Source organism: Microbulbifer mixtoriginis (SeqCode) (assembly GCF_052467945.1).
This window is the reverse complement of the sequence record NZ_CP174328.1, coordinates 3,398,962-3,418,074: the sequence shown is the minus strand read 5'-3', so window position 1 is coordinate 3,418,074 and position 19,113 is coordinate 3,398,962. Positions and strand designations below refer to the sequence as shown.

The window sequence follows — 19,113 nt, the reverse complement described above, 5'->3', positions numbered from 1 at the left end:
TAAAAAAGGGCAGGAAATACCTGCCCTTTCGTTTGTCTAGCCCGCAGAGATTTGTGATGTTACAGGGGGAGTAACCTGGGCCGATGCAGAGCCCTGGCTTTCAATCCAGCTGTTCATTCGTGTTTCGAGAATATTTAAGGGCAGGGCACCGGCGCCAAGAAGGGCATCGTGGAAGCTACGGATATCAAAATTATTGTCGAGTTCCTCTTCTGCTTTTGCACGTAGCTCCTTAATTTTTAATTGCCCTAATTTATAGGCCAGTGCCTGTCCAGGCCAAACCAGGTAGCGATCAATTTCCACGGTGACATCGTGCAGAGGCTTTGCACTATTTTCCATAAAATAGTCAATTGCCTGCTCACGGCTCCAGCCCAGTTGATGCATGCCTGTGTCTACAACCAGACGCACGGCGCGCCACATATCGTAGGTCAGCGCCCCAAACTCGCTGTAGGGATCTTTGTACAAACCCAGGTCATAACCGAGGCTTTCGGAGTAGAGGCCCCAGCCTTCTACATAAGCGGTATAGAAGGTCCATCGTCGCAATGGGTGAATATCCGTTTGCTCCTGGGCAAGGGCAATCTGTAAGTGGTGCCCAGGCATTGCCTCATGCACCGTCAGCGCTTCCATTTCCCACTTCGGCCTGCTGGGCAGGTTGTAGGTATTGGCAAAGAAGATACCCGCGCGGCCGGCTTCGTTGGAGCCAGACTGGTAATAGGCCGTGGTCTGTGACTGCTCCGAGTAGCTGGGAATGGGTTTAACTCCATAGGGCAGCCTGGGCAAGGTACCAAACAGGGCGGGCAGCTCGCCATCGATGCGCTTGGCAATATCCCGGTAGTCTCGTAACAGGGCCTCACGGCTGGTGTGGTAAAAGCGTGGGTCAGTGCGTAGGAATTCGGTGAAGGCCTTGAAGTCACCTTGGAAGCCTGTCTTCTGCATGACAGCTTGCATCTCTGCACGGATACGCTTCACTTCGGCCAAGCCTATGCGGTGGATTTCTTCCGGGCTAAGGTGAGTGGTGGTGCTCTTTTCTACTTTGTAGGCATACCAGCGCAGACCGTCTGGACGACTGCTGAGGGCGATGCCTTTCTGTGCACCAGGAATGTATTCCCTTTCGATAAATTCCGCCAAGTCTCGCCATGCCGGTAATAACTGGCTCCCATAGATGGCGAGAGCGCGCTGGCGCAGGCTTTTTTGTTTCGCTTTGGGGATGACGCTGGGCATTTCCGAGAAAGCACTGAGTAGGGGACTCCGCTCGGGAGTTGTGGGGATCAGCGCACGGATCTGTCGGGGGAGATCACGCAGAGTGATTTGCGGCGGAGTAACCCCTTTTCTTAATCCCTGGTGCATCAGCGTCTGTGTCTGTGTTACCAAAGTTGGTAGTTTTGATAGACGTGCCAGAATATCTTCATAATCAGCAACCGTACTCTGCGGCATACTGTTGAGCACATTCGGCACATCGAGCTGGATACCGCTCATATGGGTAATGGGTTGTAGATGTTCGGGGAACTGGAAGCCCTTCACCTCACCGAGTAAATCCTGGTAAAGCAGCTGGTAGTCCAGTTGTTGCTGCTTGGGCAACTCGCTGATATCGAGATTGCGCGTAGCACCTAAAAGTCGACGAGTCTGCTCTTGCCGAGCCTCAATGCCTCTCTTTGAGTTGTCTACCCAGCGATCATTTTGCCCTGGATAGCCCTCATAAGTGGCCTGGCTGGGAAAGCTTTCCATAATCCAGCGATAGCGCAGATCCTGTAGGGCCACCAGTCTTTCAGAGGCATTCTCTTTCGGTAGCGCCCGATAGGCCTTCTTAAAACCTTCCTGTTCCATAGCGGTTGCATTGAGGCTGGCGAACAGACCGATGGATGCGACAAGAGTTTTCTTGAGTAGTGACATCTTTCCCCCAAGGCGTGCGGAAATTGATTGATAGAAGGGCGCGAGGTCACGCGGTATCGTCAAATCAATAGTAAGCGGCTGAGTTGTGGTTCAGGAGCCCGATATCCCAGATGGTTATCGGGCCCTTATGGTTAGTTTGCGGCTGCGGCGCGGTCGTTAAAATTGTGCCGGTTAAGCAGCTGCAGGCGCCGGCGGATTTGTTCCTCAATGCCGCCGGCATCGAGGCCTATCTCTGCGAGTAGGTCTTTGTGTTTGCCGTGCTCAATAATGCGGTCCGGCAGGCCCAGTTGCAGTACGGGCAGGGTTCGCGCAGAGCTGTTGAGATACTCCATAACGGCGCTGCCAGCACCTCCGGCGATGGTATTTTCTTCGATGGTGACCAGCAACTGATGGCTGTCGGCCAGTTCATCAATCAGCGCTTCATCTAATGGCTTGACCCAGCGCATATCGGCGAGAGTGGCGCCGAGGCGCTCAGCCGCTGCCGTAGCGGGAGCGAGTAGGGTGCCGAAATTCAAAATGGCCACGCTTCTGCCTTTACGCAGTAGGCGGCCCTTACCGATAGGTAACTCGCGCATCTCTTCTTCTATCGCGGTGCCCATACCGGTACCGCGGGGGTAGCGCACAGCGGCGGGCCCCTCGTACTTGTATGCGGTATAGAGTAATTGGCGGCATTCGTTCTCGTCGCTGGGTGCAGCGATGGCGAGGTAGGGCAAGCAACGCATAAAGGTCAGATCGAAGCTGCCTGCATGGGTTGGGCCGTCTTCACCTACAAGGCCGGCGCGGTCGATGGCGAAGGTGACATCCAGGTTTTGGATAGCAACATCATGCACCATTTGGTCATAGCCGCGTTGTAGGAAAGTAGAGTAAATGGCCACAACCGGCTTTTGGCCCTCGCAGGCGAGGCCGGCAGCGAGAGTAACGGCGTGCTGCTCGGCAATAGCTACGTCTTGGAAGCGTTTTGGAAAACGCTTGGAAAACTCTACCATGCCAGAGCCCTCACACATGGCGGGGGTAATTCCGATTAGGCGCTCGTCCTTTTCGGCGGTGTCACACAGCCACTGGCCGAAAATATCCTGATACTTGGGCAGCTTCTTCCTGCCCGGCACAGCCACCTGGACTTTGCTCTCTGGCTCCAGCTTGTTCAATGCGTGGTAACCCACCGGGTCGGCTTCAGCCGGACCAAAGCCTTTGCCTTTGGTAGTGGCGATATGCAGTAGCTGGGGACCGGGCTGGCTGCGCAGGTTGCGCAGGGTGTGCACTAGATCGTGCATGTTGTGCCCATCCAGTGGCCCAACGTAGTTGAAGCCCAGTTCCTCAAACAGAGTGCCGGGTGTGATCATGCCTTTAACATGCTCTTCGGTGCGGCGCGCCAACTGCCAGGCCTTGGGAATAGCCGATAAAATCTTGCGGCTGCCCTCGCGCATATTGAGATAGGTCTTGCTGGCAAGAATCTTGGCGAAGTAGGTAGCCAAGCCTCCGACATTTTTAGAGATCGACATGCTGTTGTCATTGAGCACAACCAACATATCCCGGCCTGTGTGAGACGCGTGATTGAGCGCTTCGAAGGCCATGCCAGCGGTCATAGCGCCGTCGCCAATCACCGCCACGACTTTGCGCTCGTCGGGGGAGCCCAGGGCCATTCCCAGGGCGGCACCGATAGAGGTGCTGGAATGCCCCACGCCGAAGGTGTCGTAGGGGCTCTCACTGCGCTTGGGGAAGCCTGACAAGCCGCCTTGCTGGCGCATGGTGAGCATCTGCTCGCGGCGGCCGGTGAGTATCTTGTGAGGGTAGGTTTGGTGGCCCACATCCCAGACCAAGCGGTCCTCTGGCGTGTTGTAGATATAGTGCAGGGCGATGGTCAGCTCCACCACACCGAGACCGGCGCCGAAGTGTCCGCCGGTTTGGCCGACACAATACAACAGGTACTCGCGCAGCTGGCTAGCGAGTTCGGGCAGTTGGCGTTCATCGAGTGCGCGCAGCTGTGCCGGCTCGTCAATGACGTCAAGCAGCGGCGTATGCGGGCGTGTGCGTGGAATTTCTTCGAGCATCAAACGGTTCAATTGCTACAGATGGTATTAGTGAAGGGGATTGTATGCCTGTGAAGGGCATATTGCATCCCAATGACGGGGTAGAGATCCCGACTTAGTGGCCGCGTTGGACAATATAATCGGCCAGCTGCTTCAGTAGTAGTGTATCGCCGGGCAGTGTTGAAAGGGCACTTAAGGCCTCCCCGCGCAAGCCCTGGAGCTTCTCTTTTGCGCCTTTGAGCCCCAATAGGGAGACATAAGTCGGTTTGTTGAGAAGGGCGTCTGCGCCCTGAGTTTTACCCAGAATGGCAGTATCTACTGTGACGTCAAGGATATCGTCCTGTACCTGAAAAGCCAGGCCAATAGCTTCTGCGTAGAGAGTTAGCGCTTCCAGTTGGTCGCTGGTAGCACCACCGTGCAGCGCGCCCATGCGCGCACTAGCGCGAATAAGGGCGCCAGTTTTCAGGCGATGCATCGCTTCTAGTTGTGCTAGGGTGAGGGTTTTATCCACAGAATCCAGGTCGATGGCCTGACCTGCAACCATTCCCCGGCTGCCAGATGCCTTTGAGAGCTCCGCAATAAGTAGTAGCTTCAATGCGGGTTCGGTGTTATCGGCCAACAGCAGTTCGAATGCCTGGGTTTGTAGTGCATCACCGGCGAGAATAGCGGTGGCCTCGTTGTAGGCGATATGGCAAGTGGGGCGACCCCGGCGCAGGTCGTCATCATCCATGGCTGGCAGGTCATCGTGCACCAGTGAATAGGCGTGGATGCACTCAAGGGCAGCGGCGCTGGCGTCGCATCTGGCAGGATCAAAATCCACCCCACGGAAGACCTGGGCACAGGCGTACACGAGTGCTGGGCGCAGGCGTTTGCCAGGGCCCAGTGCGGCATAGCGCATGGCCTCAAAGAGCTTATTGGCACCGGGAATAGATTCTGTCAGCGTGTCGCGGATACGGCTTTCGACACGCTGGGAGGAATCCTTGAGGAATGCACTCAGCTCGGCGGGCAGGGTAGGGGAGCTCACTTAGGAATCGCCTGAGGAGTTATCGGCTTCGAACGGCAACTCGCGAATACTACCGTTCTCCTCCATCAGCATTTTGACCTTTTGCTCGGCGCTGGCGAGTTTTTTCTGGCACTCACGGGTGAGTTTGACCCCCTGCTCAAAGTCGGCCAGGGCCTCCTCCAGGGGCAGGTCTCCTGCCTCCAGGCGTTCTACTAATTCTTCAAGAGCCTCCAGGCTCTGTTCAAAACTTGCCGATTTTTTCTTTGCCGCCATAGCATCGCCTCGTAATTGCGGGGCAACCTTAGCCGCTGGCGCGGCAGGGGTCAATTGGCACGGAGTAAGGGGTAAGAGGGAGTTATTGCAAAGCCTCCCTTGAAAGCAGGTAGTGGGCCAATGCTTTTTTCTGCTCCTCGGTGAAATCATATCTGGGCATCGGGGGGGTTGGCGTATCAAAATAGTCCGCCAGGCTTTGCACGGTGTACTTTTTGTTGAGCCCTGCTAATGGTACCTGTTGCTGGTGGCACTGCGCACAATTGTGGCTCAGGTATAGCGCTCTTCCCTCGCGCGCGGCGGTGGCATCGGTTGGTGGCGGTTTTTTGGGTACCCTAGGTGTGGTAGGTGTTCTCTCCGCGGATAACTTTACTTTTTGTGGGGTAGCGGTGGGTGAGAGACGATAGATGGCCCCCGCGTAATCGTCTGAAATATAAATATTGCCCTTGCCATCTTCGGCAATTGCCACTGGCCTGCCAGAAACCTCCTTGCGGTTGTTGCTGAGGAAGCCCCAGAGGAAATCCCGTTGGGTGATTTTCCCGCCTTCATCCCAGTGTAGAGATACCACTTTGTAACCATCTTTCACGCTTCTGTTCCAGGAACCGTGCAGTGCTACTAAGGCAGCACCGCGATAACCTGTCGGTTGTTCCGGACTTCGCAGGAAGCGGATGCCTAGAGGGGCATTATGTGCGGCGAACTCGTGTACAGGGGGGAGGGAAGCGGCAATCATTTCTTTGATGGTGGGGTCTTCATCGTCGATAAAGTCCGGGTCCGGTACCCGGTCACCATAGGCGTAGGGCCAGCCGTAGAATTTGTCGGCTTGGATAAGGTTGAGCTCATCGGGTGGCAGGTTGTCACCCAGCCAGTCGCGACCATTATCTGTGGCATAGAGGCCGCCATCTTTGGGTGACCAGTCAAACCCCACACTATTGCGCAGGCCGGTGGCGAATATTTTGAGGTCACTGCCATCGGGACGCAGGCGCATAATACTGGCGCGTCGACGATCTTTTTCTACACAGACGTTACAGCTGGAACCGCTACTGAGGTACAGCCAGCCATCCGGTCCCTTTTCAAGGGTTTTGGTCCAATGGCCGCTGTCTGCCAAGCCTTCGACGATTCTCTGGTAACGCCCTGCCAGGCGGGCATCGGAGTGATCAAAGGGCACTCTGCCTACAGCATCGCTTTCCGCTATATATAGCCAGTTCTCATGCAGTAGAAGTCCGTGTGGGCGGTTTAAGTCTCCAATTAATATGCGCTGGCTGTCGGCGCGTCCATCACCGTTACGATCGGGGGTTAACAGGGAAACCTGTCCCTTCTTGGGTTGGGATACAAGGATATCCCCCGAACGGGTTATTGCCAGCCAGCGAGCATTGGGCACATTATCTGTAAATAGTTGTAGTTGATAGCCAGTGGCGGCTGTTAAATTTTGAGTGACCTCCTGCTCGCTGGTTTTCGCGCCTCCAATGATTTGGCGCCAGGGAACGCTAATACCCGAAGAGACTGCTGTGAAGGCGCTTGAAACAACGGCGCTGAAGATAAGCAAAAAAATTAGCGTATATTTCAACGTCTTTTTCCCTGTTTCGATTGAACTTGAAATAAAGGTGTTTATAGTGGCCGCGCTCATGCACTGAGCTCCGTTTTAGCACAGTGTACTCATCGAGTCTCCCTCTCATTTATTAAAGAAATATTTCACCTTGTGAGATATGTCTTACATAAAATTCAGCAGATTACCCCTACTCTTTTTTCGCCTGATGTCCATAATTAACTGGCAGGGACGCAAAAGGGACTGCAACTCTGCGGCAAAGGATAAAAGGAATGCGCCGCTCGCCCTAAGGATATGGGCACCATCCTGTGAGACGCACCGCCCGGGCCGGATTGCCTGGGCGGTGTTTTACATGCTCGAAGAATTTATATTTGTTCAAATAACTTTTAATAGTAATTCTTTACTTAATCTTCGTCCTTTCTAGTCCTTAATTATTCACGGTCGGTACTTTTTGTAAGCCAGGTCTGCTTCTATCTGGAATTTGTAATATTTATCCGCTTTAATGATGAGAGGTCGGCCATTATTGCTCGGGCCGGTGGAGGATGGCGCATTCAGCAATCAATCATTAGCAGTGCCCGTTTACACTCTGGCATTCTCTCACTGCCGGACTCTTGTCCTCTCGCCATTGAAATCATCAGCGGGTTATCGCCCTTATCACTTTAACGCCTTATCCAAACTGGACTCTCAAGTTCAGCCTTATTTATCTATCTCTTTCTTCCAGGCAGCACGTCAAATCAGATACTTGAGTGCCGGAAAAGCATCCGCTTGGTTAGCTGTAGTAGTAGGCCGGGTTCTTCTGTCTAACTGTGGGGAGGCGAAGTCATGCAAGCACGCATTTTGCGCCTGAATTTGGCGGGACAGCCATTGGACTGGCTCACTTGGCAGGAGGCTTCCTGTTTATACGTCCGGGATCTGGTTACCTGGTCTTTGGGGGGCATAGTACAGAGGGTAAGGGGCGGGTTTAATCGACATGGAGAGCGTTCGGCCCTGGATCTGGCATCAATTATCGCCTGTGGCGGTGCTCGAATGGCGCGGCCACGCAACCGTCCGCCGCTTACAAACCGCGCACTTTTTTTTCGTGATGTGCACACCTGCCTCTACTGCGGGAGTATTTTTAAGTCAGCTGAGCTAACTCGAGATCATGTTATCCCAGTGTCGAAGGGAGGGATGGACTCTTGGGAAAATGTGGTCACAGCCTGTCGCCGCTGTAATCAGCATAAGGGCAATTTTTTACTTGAAGATATTGATATGGAATTACTGGCTCTGCCCTTTTGTCCCAATGCTGCAGAATATCTGGCTTTGATTAATAGTGAGCGGATTCGCGGGGATCAGATGGAGTTTCTGCGCAGCCAATTTTCCCGTAGGCGGCAACAGGATTGGTTGTTGCACTAGTTGTGTTTCGTTTACTGACATTAAAAAAAGGGGCTATTGCCCCTTTTTTTAATGTCAATTTTCTGAGTGGGGTTCAAGGTAGTATTTATTTAAGCGATTGTTTTACCGCGGAACGAATTTGACCCGTCAGATATTCAGTAAAATCATGGCCATGGTTTTGCATCATTTTGGGGAACATAGAGTTGGGGGTCATTCCGGGGAAAGTATTGACTTCATTTAGATAGAGCTCCCCTTCGTCTGTTAGGAAAAAATCGATGCGAGAGAGATCTTTCAGCTTTAGGGCCTTAAAAGTACGTATCGAAACTTCCTGAATCCAAGCCAATTGCTCTTCGCTCAGACCCTCAGCTTTAATAAACGTCTCGGCGCGACTGCCTGCGGCATATTTTTCCTTATAGGTATAAAAAGTATCTGCTGGCGCGCGGACCTCACCGGGATGAGTGGCTATGAGCTCTTCGCCATAAGTGTAAACTGCCACCTCGAGTTCGCGGGCATTGAGGGCTTTTTCTACCAATACATAGGATGAGAGGGTAAAGGCTTCTGCGATTGCATCTTCCAAATCTTCCTTATGGCTGACTTTAAAGCAGCCCACCGAGGAACCCTGGTTTGAAGCTTTGATAAAGACCGCTTCCCACTCTTCCAGTGCGGCGTGGGCCTTACTCAACTCTTCAGCCTCCAAGCTGTGTAGAAACAGATAGGGGGTGTTATCGATCCCTAGCGCGCTCAGCCACATTTTCGTTTTAATCTTGTTAAAACAAATTTTGCTCGCCTCCGGTGCTGAACCGAAATAGGGGATGCCGAACATCTCGAGCTGGGATTGCAGGTCGCCAGTTTCTCCTGGGTAACCGTGAATTGCTGGGATGACGTAATCCACATCCCAGGCATTGCCGGCTTCATCGCGAATCTTGCCATCGTAAAAGATATGATAGACGCGACCTTCTTTATCAGTCAGGCAGCCGCTAGCATCCATCTCAACTCGCATCAGGGCGATATCTTCGGATTCGGCCAATTGTCCTTCAATAAAATCTGCGGTGCGCAAGGACACTTCGTGCTCGCTGCTGCCACCGCCGCAGATAAGCAAGGTGTTGATCATAAAGTTATTCCATCGTGGTGCCAGCTGGAGGCGCCAGTAAAACCTGCTGGCACTGCTGCGGCATCGTCTTGGGTTTGGGTTTTGTCGGCTGGGCCTTAGTGCCGTTCAGTATTGCGTAGAATTCTTCGCTGAACCACCAGTCCAGGTCATTACCGCAGGGTGTGGTGCGCACTGGAGCCTGAGGCTTGCAGTCACTGCTGCCGGCCGGGCAGGCAAGCCGCACATGAAAATGGTAATTGTGTCCCCACCAAGGGCGTACTTTGCGTAGCCAATCATTGTCAACACCCGAAATTTCACATAAGTGACGCTTGATGGTGGGATGGACAAAAATCCGCTCTACCCGCTGATCCTCTGCGGCCATACGCAGGATCTTGGGGACTCGTTCGTCCCAATTTTCTTTGACCAAGCGATGTTCGCGGGTATCCGCCAGAGGGATAGCGGAGATATTATCGCGCTCCCACTCTGTCAGTGCCCGCTCTGCGGCGCGCTTGTCTTGTGAAAACCAAATATCCACATCAAGGCCGGTCTGATGGCTACTGTGCCCTCCACTGCCAAAGGGACCACCTCGCGCCATGGACATATCGCCGATCTGAATTCTGCCGAGATTATTCCGTGCAACACTCCGGGAAAAGTCCTTGAGGAAGGCGATGGTGTCCGGATGGGCGAAGTGGCGATCGCGGCCGGTGCGCACCAGTTGATAGCCCTCGCCACGTAGAGGCAGGGTTTCTCCTCCCGCGAGACAGCCATTGGTATAGGTGCCTATGCTGGCTGGGTTCTGTGCGCTGGGGCTCTCACTCTCCTCCCAGGGGTTGGCCTGGGCCTGATAGCTCAGGATGGCGGTGGCTAGAGCCAGAGCGCTGGCGAAGAGCTTGGTATTGGCGAACAGTTTGGGGCGATTAAATAAGAGAGACATAAATCCCTAGTTACCGATAAGTCTGGTGGTCGGGTTGCGCTGGGCGCGGACCCGACGAGTATAGACTGACAGTTTACTAGCTCTGTGACGCAAGTATCTCTTTACAGTTCCCTATCAGTTGGTCCATTTCCTGATCTGTGCCAATAGAGATACGCAGGTATTCACTGATGCGGGGCTTATTGAAGTATCTCACCAGAATGCCCAGTTTGCGCAGTGCCAGGTAGAGGGCCTCGGCACCAGGGGCAGGGGGCTTCGCCAGTATGAAATTCGCTTTGGAAGGTATAACTTCAAACCCCAGTTCAAGCAGTGCCTCTTCTGTGCGAGAGCGTGTGGCGACAACCTTGCTGCAGTTGTTTTCATGCCAAGCCCTATCGCGGATGGCTGCAGTAGCCACTTCCTGTGCGATGGCATCGATAGGATAAGAATTGAATGAGTTCTTGGCGCGCAGCAGCCCCTCAATCAGGTGTTCCTGCCCCATAGCAAAGCCGAGGCGCAGACCTGCCAGAGCATAAGACTTAGACAGGGTGTGAATGACCAGCAGATTGGGGTATTGCTCGATCAATTGGGTGGCGCTTTCCCCCCCAAAATCGATGTAGGCTTCATCAATGATCACCACTCGCTCTGGTTGTAGCTGCAGTAGTGCTTCAATTCTATCGAGTGATAAGTGGCGTCCTGTCGGGGCGTTGGGATTGGGGATAATAATTCCAGCGGCAGTACCCGAGAAATCCTCCACATTGAGACTAAAATCTTCTGAGAGGGGAATACTGCGGGACTCTATGTCGAAAAGCTGGCAGTACACCGGGTAGAAGCTGTAGGTGATATCGGGAAACAGTAAGGGTTCGTTGCGGCGGAAAAAACTATAAAAACTCAGCGCCAGGACCTCGTCGGAACCATTACCGACGAAAACTTGCCTGTCATTCAGTCCATATCGCGTGGCAATGGCTGCGCGCAACTCACAGGACTCTGGGTCGGGATAGCGACGCAGGGCGTCGGCAAAATCTCTCTGTGCTAATAGCGCCAGTGCTTGGGGCGAAGCGGGGTAGGGGTTCTCGTTGGTGTTCAGTTTAATCAGAGTTGTACCGCTGGGCTGCTCACCGGGAGTGTAAGGTTCCAACTGTTCCAGGCCGGGGCTCCAAAACACTGTATTCACTGCTCTACCTCTGCGTTCTCGTTTTCTGCGGAAGGGCTCTCCTTGCTCTCATTTTCCGGCTCTTCTTTTTTGATAGGAATATCAAATAGTGCGGCCGAACCGGTGATAAATTCCTGCATGGGCACCGGTTTACGCAACAACATATTATCGTATTTGAGCTCAGTGGAGAGCGCCGGTGTTTCGCGGAAGTCATCGATCGAGCTGATCGTTTCCACCAGACTGAGGCCTAAAAAGCCGAGTGGCAGTACTAGTGCTACCGCCCAGCGCCAGGCGCGGCCTAAGTTGGTGGCCAGATAACAAGCGCACCAGAGCATAGCGGGCAAAATGACAGCGAGTACCAGGAAGTCCAGAACCTCCATGGTATCCCCTATGGCGAAGTTGTAATTCAGTATACTGCCGAACCATTCCCAGACGGCGTAAGTGAGTACGCCCATAGCGGCGATGGAAAGGTGGGCAAAGAAGTGTGTTTCGTGGCGTACCACCCTGCCTACAAAAGCCCAGGCACCCGCATAAATCACCAAGCCGATCACCGCACTGATTAAGATGTTGACGGCGATGGTCCATTGATAAGTACGCGCGTAGCCGAGGTAGCTGAGCAGTACCGTGGACAGAGCTACGGCGAGTACCAGGAGTGTGGCGTACAGAGGGTTGGATAGGCTGGCAAACAGGTTTTCCAGCGAATGCAGAGGGGTAGCCTCGGCAACATCGTCATCGCAATTAAATATTCGTAAGCGCGACTTACCACATTGTATTAGATCCCCAGAGGTAATCTGATGGGAGGAGATCTCCCCCGGCTTAACCGATCGGTCTTTCAGATTCCCCAGTAGCTGGCTGCCATTCACCGTATTCAAATCGTGCAGAATATAACTGCCATCTTCTTCCCGACGAATTTCTGCATGGCGCCCATCTGTGTGGATGTCTTCCAAGATTGCATCGTTGCTATAGGCGCGGCCCAGGGTGAACTTTTCACCTTCCACTCGGTAGCGCACCTGCACCCGGTGAGCGCGGTTGAGTTCTTCAATTATCAGTGCCATTGGATTTCGCTCGTGAACTTCTCGGCAAAGGCGTCGGCAGACTCCCGGGTAAAGCCGGATAGAGTAAAGTGGCTGACCAGCGCGCGATTCTTTTGGTCCACGCTGAGGCTCAAGAAAAAGATATCGTATAGATCGGGGAAGTTTTTATAGCGTCTTACACAGTAACTGGTGCGGCTAATTAGCGGTTTTTTACTGCGCTCTGGTTTGGATACGGGGCCATTGCCATTGCGCGGCTGGGAGGTAAAGTTCTGGCGGCAGCGGAAGTTGGTGACATCCTCTTCACCGGCACTGTTGCCAGGATAAAAAGTGCTCATCTGATGCTCGTATTCCGCATAAAAGCGTGCCGGTAGAAAACCTTCAGATTCGAGCCAGAAAAACTCGTACTCCACTCGACCGGTGTTAAAGTCGTCGGAGAGAAAAATCACATCCTGCCCAGTACAACCTTTATCGATGCGTTTAATAGGATTGTCGCTATCTTCCTCACTGTTGCCCCAGCACTTAATGGCGGGCACTATTTCCCCAACAACCTTGGCCTCGCCGAGGGAGCGGCGCTGCCAGTCCGCCTCCAGAATGGAGTCGATAATACGCTGTTGATTGTCGAGCAGCTGCTGGTAGGTGACCTTTTGTAGGTCCAGTGCCACATTGCGTTGATGGAAGTGCTTTAACAAGTTGATAAGTTTATCCACCGGAACCAGGAAGCTTACCTGGTTACCGGCAGTTGCCACATTGATCCCCACTACTTGGCCGCGAGTATTAATAGCCGGGCCACCACTCATGCCGGGATTAATAGAACCGGCAAAATGAATACGATCGTAAAAACTACCTCCGGCGATACCGTTGTAAGTGCCAGGGATCAGGGTCATCCCTAGATCCAGAGGATTACCGAGGGAGACTATGGTTTCGCCTTGCTTTGGGGTTTCGGTGGCGAGTTGCAAGTATTCTTTGCCTGGCTTGTCCTGGCGCAGTAGCGCCAAGTCGTTGACGACATCAATATCCAAGAGCTCTAGGGTGCCCTTGGTGCCATCGGTTGAAAGATATTCCAGTATATATTTATCCGGATCGCTAACTGCTTGCGCGACAACGTGGTAATTGGTGGCGAGTAGACCATCGGCGGAAATCTGGAATCCTGAGCCGAGCCCGGCTTTCGAATTAGAAGATTTTTCAATTAAGCGTATTTGATAGAGGCTACCGCGATAGTCGCTGTAAAGCTGCTCATATCCCTGTGCCAGCGCCAGAGTTGAGAGACAGAAGAGCACCCAGGCCAGAAAGTGGGCAGAAAAATTCGGCATTTTGTTTGATTAAATTATGGACAGAAGCGGTGATACTACGGGATATAGGGTAGTGCAACAAGCGGGCCACGGCAGGGGATAATTGCTGCGCGCCCGCTTTTCAGATTTTTACAGGTAGTCGGTGATTTTCGGTTGTGCTTCTACAACTTTTTTATGCGATTCCAGATAGAAGCGGGTGAAGGTAGCATCCGCTTCCTGCGGTGAGATAAAGCCTTCACTAAACCCAGGGCTGACCGGGTCCAGATGTAAACGCGCACAGCTGATCACATGAGCCGCTAGCTGGGCCATATTTTCATCTCCCACCGATATTCGGATTGTGGTTGCGAATATACCCGCCGCTTCCATGGCCTGAGGAGAAAGTTCGGAGTGAGAAGTCAACGCGGGGCAAAGCACCATGGTATTGGTCTGCCCCAGGCTTACCATCTGTCCAAATGCGGGCTCCAGCGCATCGAAGAAACTTTTGAAAGCCTCTGTGGGAATCTGTGCCGCTTCCATATCAATACTAAATAATGGGGTTGGCAGCTGATAGCGCATCAAGGCTTTGCGTAGCTTCGCGTTCGGATGGCTTTCCACCGCATGGCTGTTCACACGAATTTTGCTGTGACTGGCGAAGAAATGGCTGAGGCACTGGGTATTGATACACTTGGTCAACATACGCATTTCCAGAGTGCGCATACCACAGTGCACCTCCCAGGCTTTATCCGCATCTAGGAAAGCGCCTTTGATGTAATACACATCCCAGAACATGCACTGATCCCAGTTCAGCCCCTTGGCACTGTCGCCCTTGGGAATAAACATACGGTGGTTTTCCCCAATCACCACGCCAGCGGTTGCGGCACCGGTGCCGCCAATGTCTTTGGTGTAGGAGTGCACAACAAAGTCTGGACGCTCCTCGCGATCTTGGCGTCGCAGTGGTTGGTAGAGGAAGGGGGTGGCCAGGGTGGCATCCAGGCTGATCAGAATATTTTCCTGGTGTGCAGCCTTACAGATAGCGGGTACGTCCAACATGATACCGTGGGGGTTGCAGGGCGATTCGATATAGACGTGGAGCTTGGAGCCTTGCTGAAGGGCATCGGCGTAATCGCGCTGTGTGTCGGCCAGTAGTTTTTCGAAGTCTTTACCGCTGGTGCCGTCAAACCAAACCAGCTGGATCGCCAGTTTGTCTGGTCGAGCATAAAAGTCCTGTAAGAGCTGGTGTACGCCGCCATAGATATTGCGTGAGACGATTAAAATATCGTCGCGGCGCAGCTGATTGGAGAGTAGTGAGTCAATGGCGGCCATACCGGAATTGAAGTTCCAGGCCATATACTCATTGGCTGCCGGTCCGCACTCCAAATCCACAATGGCGTTGGCCAGGGAGATCGAGGTAGGGTTGAGTAGGCGCGAGTAGATATCGTGGCTGGGTTCACGGCCGCGGAAGGCGTCGTCTATCCACTCGGTACAGGCATAGATATAAGTGGCGGTGCGTGCAATCACCGGCGTAGCAGAAAAAATCGCCGGGATATTATCGAACAGTGGGTAGCCACCGCGGGTGGTGATATTGAAATCATCTCCCTGCAGACTCTGAAAGCTGGCGCGCAACGGATTTTGAAGGGTGTCCAATAGTTTTGCCAGCTGGAAACTCATAAAGCGCTTGGCATTGAAGTAGGCAATCTTGTCGGACCGATCCAATCGGTTCAGAGTTTCGCTTACCTGACTCCACAGCTGGTTCAAGTTGCCCTGTGCTTGATATAACAGCGCCGCAGTTTGCTCCAGTAAACGCCCGTGCTCCGACTCCCGATCAATACAAAAATGCTGGAGTTGCTCCCGAGCAAGCTCCGCAATATTAGTGGCCTCAGTGCTGTTGCGTCGGGGAGAGAGAATTTTTACATCTTCGAGATTCGCTTCCATCGTATCCTCATCAGGTGATGCTTTTTGTTATTAGATGACTCTAACAGCCTGAGAGAAAGGATAAAATACTTGGCGTGTAATTCCTTGTAATTGGCCGTGATAGACCTGTAATTCCCGAATTCGTAAAGTAGCTACCAGTTGAGGGGGTACGGGAGATTGTGAAAGCGGTTCCCTGCCACGGATGGGCAGCCCCCACAACATTTCGGATGGATTTTGTATTCTCGCACTGTCGGAGGTGCGAGAAGCGGGAAGAATCAGCGCAAGCTGAGCGGACAAGCTGGAACCGACGGGTGCAGAGTCTTAGTCGGACCTTGTGGATGAGCTTGCCCGAGGCACGGATGCCAAATTTTGCTCTTGATAGTGTTGTTGTAACCGTCGATGGTTGGGACCATCATTCCGGGCCGGCAGTGGCTATACTGCCGGCTTTTTTTCAGAGCTGAACTGGTTATTATGACGCAGTCACAGACGTATTTTACACGAATAAAAACGTCTTAGGATGACACCAAATAACAAATGCTTACAAGGGGATGAACGATGAGCACTTGTGCCGATTTACCCGTACTCGAGTGCGAGGTACCTGAAGAGGGCTTGAAGCTGGATCTGGTTTTGAGGCCCAGAGAGCAAAAAGATGGTGAGCCGCAGTACTGGCCGCTGTTTAATGCCGATAATCCGGAGGAGCATTTTGGCAATATGCTTTTCAAAACCCATAAGGGTGGCGTACTTACCTTAAAGATCACCTTAGATCTATCTGAAGTTCCAGGTCGTGAGTTGGAATTTGTTCGCTATAAGCAAGACCATAAGTTGGACGGTATTATCGCTTTAACTCCCGATTTTCGTCACCAATTCCGTGCGCGTGCACGGGAAGTAGGTGGAGATTACACAAAGTTGGTTATTAAAATCCGAGACCATGATCGAATCCCGGATCGGTTTAACTTTTTGTGGATGTGTGTGGACCCTGTAACTGGGATGCATTTTGTTTCTGGTGACCCGAGAGCAGGGGTTGACCCATTACCGCCAGCTGAGAACTGATGAAAAACTCTAATTTTGACAAATAGAGTTGATCACAGTTTTTGAGGCCTGGGGTTGAACACAGAGCTGCTGAAATGGGGGGAGTGAAAACCACTCTTCTCCCATCCCTTGGGCTAGCAATTGTTCTAGGTGGTAATTAGCAGACTGCCACTCTCCGGCAAGAGCATAAACTTGCGCTGCTGTGTATTTTACATAGGTGTCATCTGGCGATTCTCTCAGTAAATCCATTATCAAAGCAATCGAGTCCGAAGTTGCTTCCAAGTTAGCTAGAGCCTGTGCACGATATTGCCGAGCGACTAAGCTAGAGTTGCTAGAGGCATTACTGGTAAGGTTTATTATTTTTTCATAATATTTTGCTGCGTTAGCCTGATCAGAGAGCATTGAATAGACTTCAGCTATTTGGCCAAGCATTTGAATATTATTTGGAGAGGCCTTTAAGACATCTTGATAAACTTTTAGTGCTTCAGTGTAGTTTCCTTTAAAAAAGGAAATTATTCCCAGATTGGAGGTTGTGCGCCAGCTTCGGGCATTGGCGGGAATAGCTTTTATGGCTTTCTCTGCAAGATCTAGATTGCCGCTTTCTAGCTCAATTGTCCCTAACACAGCATAGGCTGGCCAGTATTCTGGAGATTCATTAATCAGGCTTAATAAAACTTTTCTTGTTGATACGTAGTCTCCGGTCGCCATGTGATTAATGGCAATAAGGTGCATATTTAGCGAGGATGGATGTAAGGCTGCTGCTTGTTCTGCAAAAGCTAGCCCCTTAGAGTAATCTCCCGTCATATATAGAAAGCGGGAGAATTGAGCTAGCATATGTGCTGAAGGGTATCCTCTTCGCTGCAATCTTTTCAGTGTTGAGGTAAAACTATCTTCATCTAGATCGAGCCCCAGAGACTGAATTAAAAGTTTAGCCTCAAGTATTGCTGCTTGTTCTGTGTTAGAAACATCTGCACTTGAGAGTACTCGTAAGGCTTTGGTGAGAAGTTTACTGTTATTGGTTGCTATGAACTTTTTAGAAGCAGCCCATGCATATAGAGAGTAGAGGTTTAGGTTTCTCGGGTACCGTGCAATTAATTCTTCAACTAAGTCAAGGTCTGAGAATTGCATTGGCTCAGCTTTACTACGTTTTGCAAGAATCTCAAGGTAGCTATTGTAATCAGCTGGTCTCATTCTTACTTCTGCAGTGGATTCGCTACGATAACTAGAGGCGAAAAGTTCAAGTGTACTATTGCGGATAGTATACTGAGCCTCTTGGGGTTCGTTGCTGAGAAATACAAAATTAGCCTGCTCTCTGATTTGGTTATCCTCAACTTGGATTTTTTGAAGCTCGATATTACAGCGAGTTTGCACGCAAGCCAGGCGGGCGCGAAGGGCGTCGGTTACCCCTTTATCTTTGAGGCTTTGTAGTTGTTGATCTAAGTTAGATTCCCCTCTTGCTTCAAAGCTGACTAGTGCGCTGGACTTAAGTCGAGAGGGGGCACTGAGTAAAGCTTGGCGAACCATTGCTTTAATTAGAACTTTTGCATCTTCACCACCATTGACCTCGCCACTTAGTTCTACTGGGAGAACAGCGATATACTGTGGTGATAGTTGCATAAACGTTCGCCACCCCCAAAGTGCGCATACCCCAAGAAGGACCACTCCCGTTAGCGTTGTTAAAATGAGACCTCTTTTTCTACGAGGTCTAATTAAAAGCTGAGTAACAGTTTCAGAATATTGCTGGGTATTCGCATCAATGCCATGCTTTCTCACCAGTTCGAGAGCCTCATAGACTCTTTCTGCGGATTCTGGCCGCTGTTCTGGGCGTTTGCCCAAAAGCCGGTCTAATAGCGCGGCTAACGGCTTGGGAATTTCTGGCCAAGCTTGTTGCGGCGGAATATGGGGCTTGCTCGTAATCTGCTGGGCAAAAGCCAGTGCGCTCTTATCACCTCGCTCAAAGGGTTTGCTCCCACAGAGTAATTCATAGGCAATACTGCCCAGACTGAATAAATCGCTACGAGCATCGAGACTGGTGCCTTGTAACTGCTCGGGGGACATGGCCTGAACGCTACCAGCGATATGGTCCTCTCTGGTGAGTTGCTGGTCGCAGTCGAGGGCTTTGGCGATACCGAAGTCGGTGATTTTGGCTACACCATCATTAGTGACCAGGATGTTTTCGGGTTTCAAATCCCGGTGGATAATCCCCAGGCAATGGGCTTTGCCGAGTCCTTGGCAAATCTGCATCAGTAAATCGAGTTTCTCAGCTAGCGTGGCGGTACGTTCGCGTATCCACTCTTTGAGAGTAACCCCTTCAACCAGCTCCATAACCAGAGCGATATTATGATCTTCTTCCAGAACATCGTACAGACGTACAATGTTGGGGTGGTTCAGTCTGGCTAATAATTGCGCTTCGCTGCGAAAACGGGCTTCGGCAGAGTTGCCGGTCATATCAGAGCGCAGCTGCTTGATGGCGACCTTGCGCCCCAGCTTTACGTCTTCAGCCAGATAAACAACACCCATACCGCCGGCGCCAAGGGTGCGCTCTACCCTATAGCGACCTTGATATACCTCAGTTTTCTCCAGCGCAACTACGTCCATTGTATTTAGTTCTTTTCGG

At 52.0% G+C, this 19,113-nt stretch carries 14 protein-coding genes; 2 read left to right on the top strand and 12 right to left on the bottom strand.

Annotation, left to right across the window (positions count from 1 at the left end):
• Positions 1-36 precede the first annotated feature (36 nt).
• The 5 genes from ACJJIJ_RS14960 to ACJJIJ_RS14940 all read right to left on the bottom strand — a co-directional run bounded on the left by ACJJIJ_RS14960 (position 37) and on the right by ACJJIJ_RS14940 (position 6,751).
• Complete coding sequence (locus ACJJIJ_RS14960; RefSeq protein ID WP_444937769.1) at positions 37-1,887, bottom strand: DUF885 domain-containing protein; 1,851 nt, start codon at positions 1,885-1,887, stop codon at positions 37-39.
• Positions 1,888-2,018: 131 nt separating this feature from the next.
• Entirely contained in the window at positions 2,019-3,935 is a 1,917-nt protein-coding gene (dxs, locus tag ACJJIJ_RS14955) for a 1-deoxy-D-xylulose-5-phosphate synthase (RefSeq protein WP_252083340.1), read from the bottom strand.
• Positions 3,936-4,029: 94 nt separating this feature from the next.
• A complete protein-coding gene (locus tag ACJJIJ_RS14950) occupies positions 4,030-4,938 on the bottom strand; it encodes a polyprenyl synthetase family protein (protein WP_252083339.1) in 909 nt (302 codons plus the stop codon).
• The gene (locus ACJJIJ_RS14945) at positions 4,939-5,190 is read right to left on the bottom strand and encodes an exodeoxyribonuclease VII small subunit (protein ID WP_444882781.1); all 252 of its coding nucleotides are present in this window, start codon (positions 5,188-5,190) and stop codon (positions 4,939-4,941) included. It lies immediately after the preceding gene.
• A gap of 82 nt (positions 5,191-5,272) precedes the next feature.
• The gene (locus tag ACJJIJ_RS14940) at positions 5,273-6,751 is read right to left on the bottom strand and encodes a DUF7133 domain-containing protein (protein ID WP_444882780.1); all 1,479 of its coding nucleotides are present in this window, start codon (positions 6,749-6,751) and stop codon (positions 5,273-5,275) included.
• A gap of 801 nt (positions 6,752-7,552) precedes the next feature.
• On the opposite strand from ACJJIJ_RS14940, the gene ACJJIJ_RS14935 reads away from it, so the two are divergent.
• Positions 7,553-8,122: an HNH endonuclease gene (locus tag ACJJIJ_RS14935; protein ID WP_444937768.1), complete on the top strand. Its 570-nt coding sequence runs from the start codon at positions 7,553-7,555 to the stop codon at positions 8,120-8,122.
• Between the two features lie 85 nt (positions 8,123-8,207).
• Here ACJJIJ_RS14935 and ACJJIJ_RS14930 read toward each other — a convergent pair whose 3' ends face one another.
• From ACJJIJ_RS14930 to ACJJIJ_RS14905, 6 genes are all read right to left on the bottom strand, one after another.
• Complete coding sequence (locus tag ACJJIJ_RS14930; RefSeq protein WP_252083335.1) at positions 8,208-9,212, bottom strand: D-alanine--D-alanine ligase; 1,005 nt, start codon at positions 9,210-9,212, stop codon at positions 8,208-8,210.
• Positions 9,213-9,216: 4 nt separating this feature from the next.
• Entirely contained in the window at positions 9,217-10,125 is a 909-nt protein-coding gene (gene mepA / locus ACJJIJ_RS14925) for a penicillin-insensitive murein endopeptidase (RefSeq protein ID WP_444882777.1), read from the bottom strand.
• A gap of 76 nt (positions 10,126-10,201) precedes the next feature.
• Positions 10,202-11,275 (bottom strand): histidinol-phosphate transaminase, encoded by a 1,074-nt coding sequence (hisC, locus tag ACJJIJ_RS14920; RefSeq protein WP_444937767.1) that lies wholly within the window; start codon positions 11,273-11,275, stop codon positions 10,202-10,204.
• The gene (locus tag ACJJIJ_RS14915) at positions 11,272-12,309 is read right to left on the bottom strand and encodes an FHA domain-containing protein (protein WP_444937766.1); all 1,038 of its coding nucleotides are present in this window, start codon (positions 12,307-12,309) and stop codon (positions 11,272-11,274) included. The genes hisC and ACJJIJ_RS14915 overlap by 4 nt, the downstream gene beginning before the upstream one ends.
• Entirely contained in the window at positions 12,300-13,598 is a 1,299-nt protein-coding gene (locus ACJJIJ_RS14910; RefSeq protein ID WP_444937765.1) for a S1C family serine protease, read from the bottom strand. The genes ACJJIJ_RS14915 and ACJJIJ_RS14910 overlap by 10 nt, the downstream gene beginning before the upstream one ends.
• A 108-nt stretch (positions 13,599-13,706) precedes the next feature.
• Complete coding sequence (locus ACJJIJ_RS14905; RefSeq protein ID WP_444937764.1) at positions 13,707-15,488, bottom strand: trans-sulfuration enzyme family protein; 1,782 nt, start codon at positions 15,486-15,488, stop codon at positions 13,707-13,709.
• Between the two features lie 534 nt (positions 15,489-16,022).
• Here ACJJIJ_RS14905 and ACJJIJ_RS14900 point away from each other — a divergent pair.
• Complete coding sequence (locus ACJJIJ_RS14900) at positions 16,023-16,517, top strand: hypothetical protein (protein WP_444937763.1); 495 nt, start codon at positions 16,023-16,025, stop codon at positions 16,515-16,517.
• Positions 16,518-16,526: 9 nt separating this feature from the next.
• On the opposite strand, the gene ACJJIJ_RS14895 is transcribed toward ACJJIJ_RS14900, so the two are convergent.
• On the bottom strand, positions 16,527-19,094 hold the full coding sequence (locus tag ACJJIJ_RS14895; RefSeq protein WP_444937762.1) for a protein kinase domain-containing protein: 2,568 nt from the start codon (positions 19,092-19,094) through the stop codon (positions 16,527-16,529).
• Between the last annotated feature and the right edge of the window lie 19 nt (positions 19,095-19,113).

What these genes read in the sequence shown, in the direction of transcription:
- ACJJIJ_RS14960 (WP_444937769.1), bottom strand. Translation starts at nt 1,887, where the DNA reads ATGTCACTACTCAAGAAAACTCTTGTCGCATCCATCGGTCTGTTCGCC.
- dxs (WP_252083340.1), bottom strand. Translation starts at nt 3,935, where the DNA reads ATGCTCGAAGAAATTCCACGCACACGCCCGCATACGCCGCTGCTTGAC.
- ACJJIJ_RS14945 (WP_444882781.1), bottom strand. Translation starts at nt 5,190, where the DNA reads ATGGCGGCAAAGAAAAAATCGGCAAGTTTTGAACAGAGCCTGGAGGCT.
- ACJJIJ_RS14935 (WP_444937768.1), top strand. Translation starts at nt 7,553, where the DNA reads ATGCAAGCACGCATTTTGCGCCTGAATTTGGCGGGACAGCCATTGGAC.
- ACJJIJ_RS14930 (WP_252083335.1), bottom strand. Translation starts at nt 9,212, where the DNA reads ATGATCAACACCTTGCTTATCTGCGGCGGTGGCAGCAGCGAGCACGAA.
- mepA (WP_444882777.1), bottom strand. Translation starts at nt 10,125, where the DNA reads ATGTCTCTCTTATTTAATCGCCCCAAACTGTTCGCCAATACCAAGCTC.
- ACJJIJ_RS14915 (WP_444937766.1), bottom strand. Translation starts at nt 12,309, where the DNA reads ATGGCACTGATAATTGAAGAACTCAACCGCGCTCACCGGGTGCAGGTG.
- ACJJIJ_RS14910 (WP_444937765.1), bottom strand. Translation starts at nt 13,598, where the DNA reads ATGCCGAATTTTTCTGCCCACTTTCTGGCCTGGGTGCTCTTCTGTCTC.
- ACJJIJ_RS14905 (WP_444937764.1), bottom strand. Translation starts at nt 15,488, where the DNA reads ATGGAAGCGAATCTCGAAGATGTAAAAATTCTCTCTCCCCGACGCAAC.
- ACJJIJ_RS14900 (WP_444937763.1), top strand. Translation starts at nt 16,023, where the DNA reads ATGAGCACTTGTGCCGATTTACCCGTACTCGAGTGCGAGGTACCTGAA.
- ACJJIJ_RS14895 (WP_444937762.1), bottom strand. Translation starts at nt 19,094, where the DNA reads ATGGACGTAGTTGCGCTGGAGAAAACTGAGGTATATCAAGGTCGCTAT.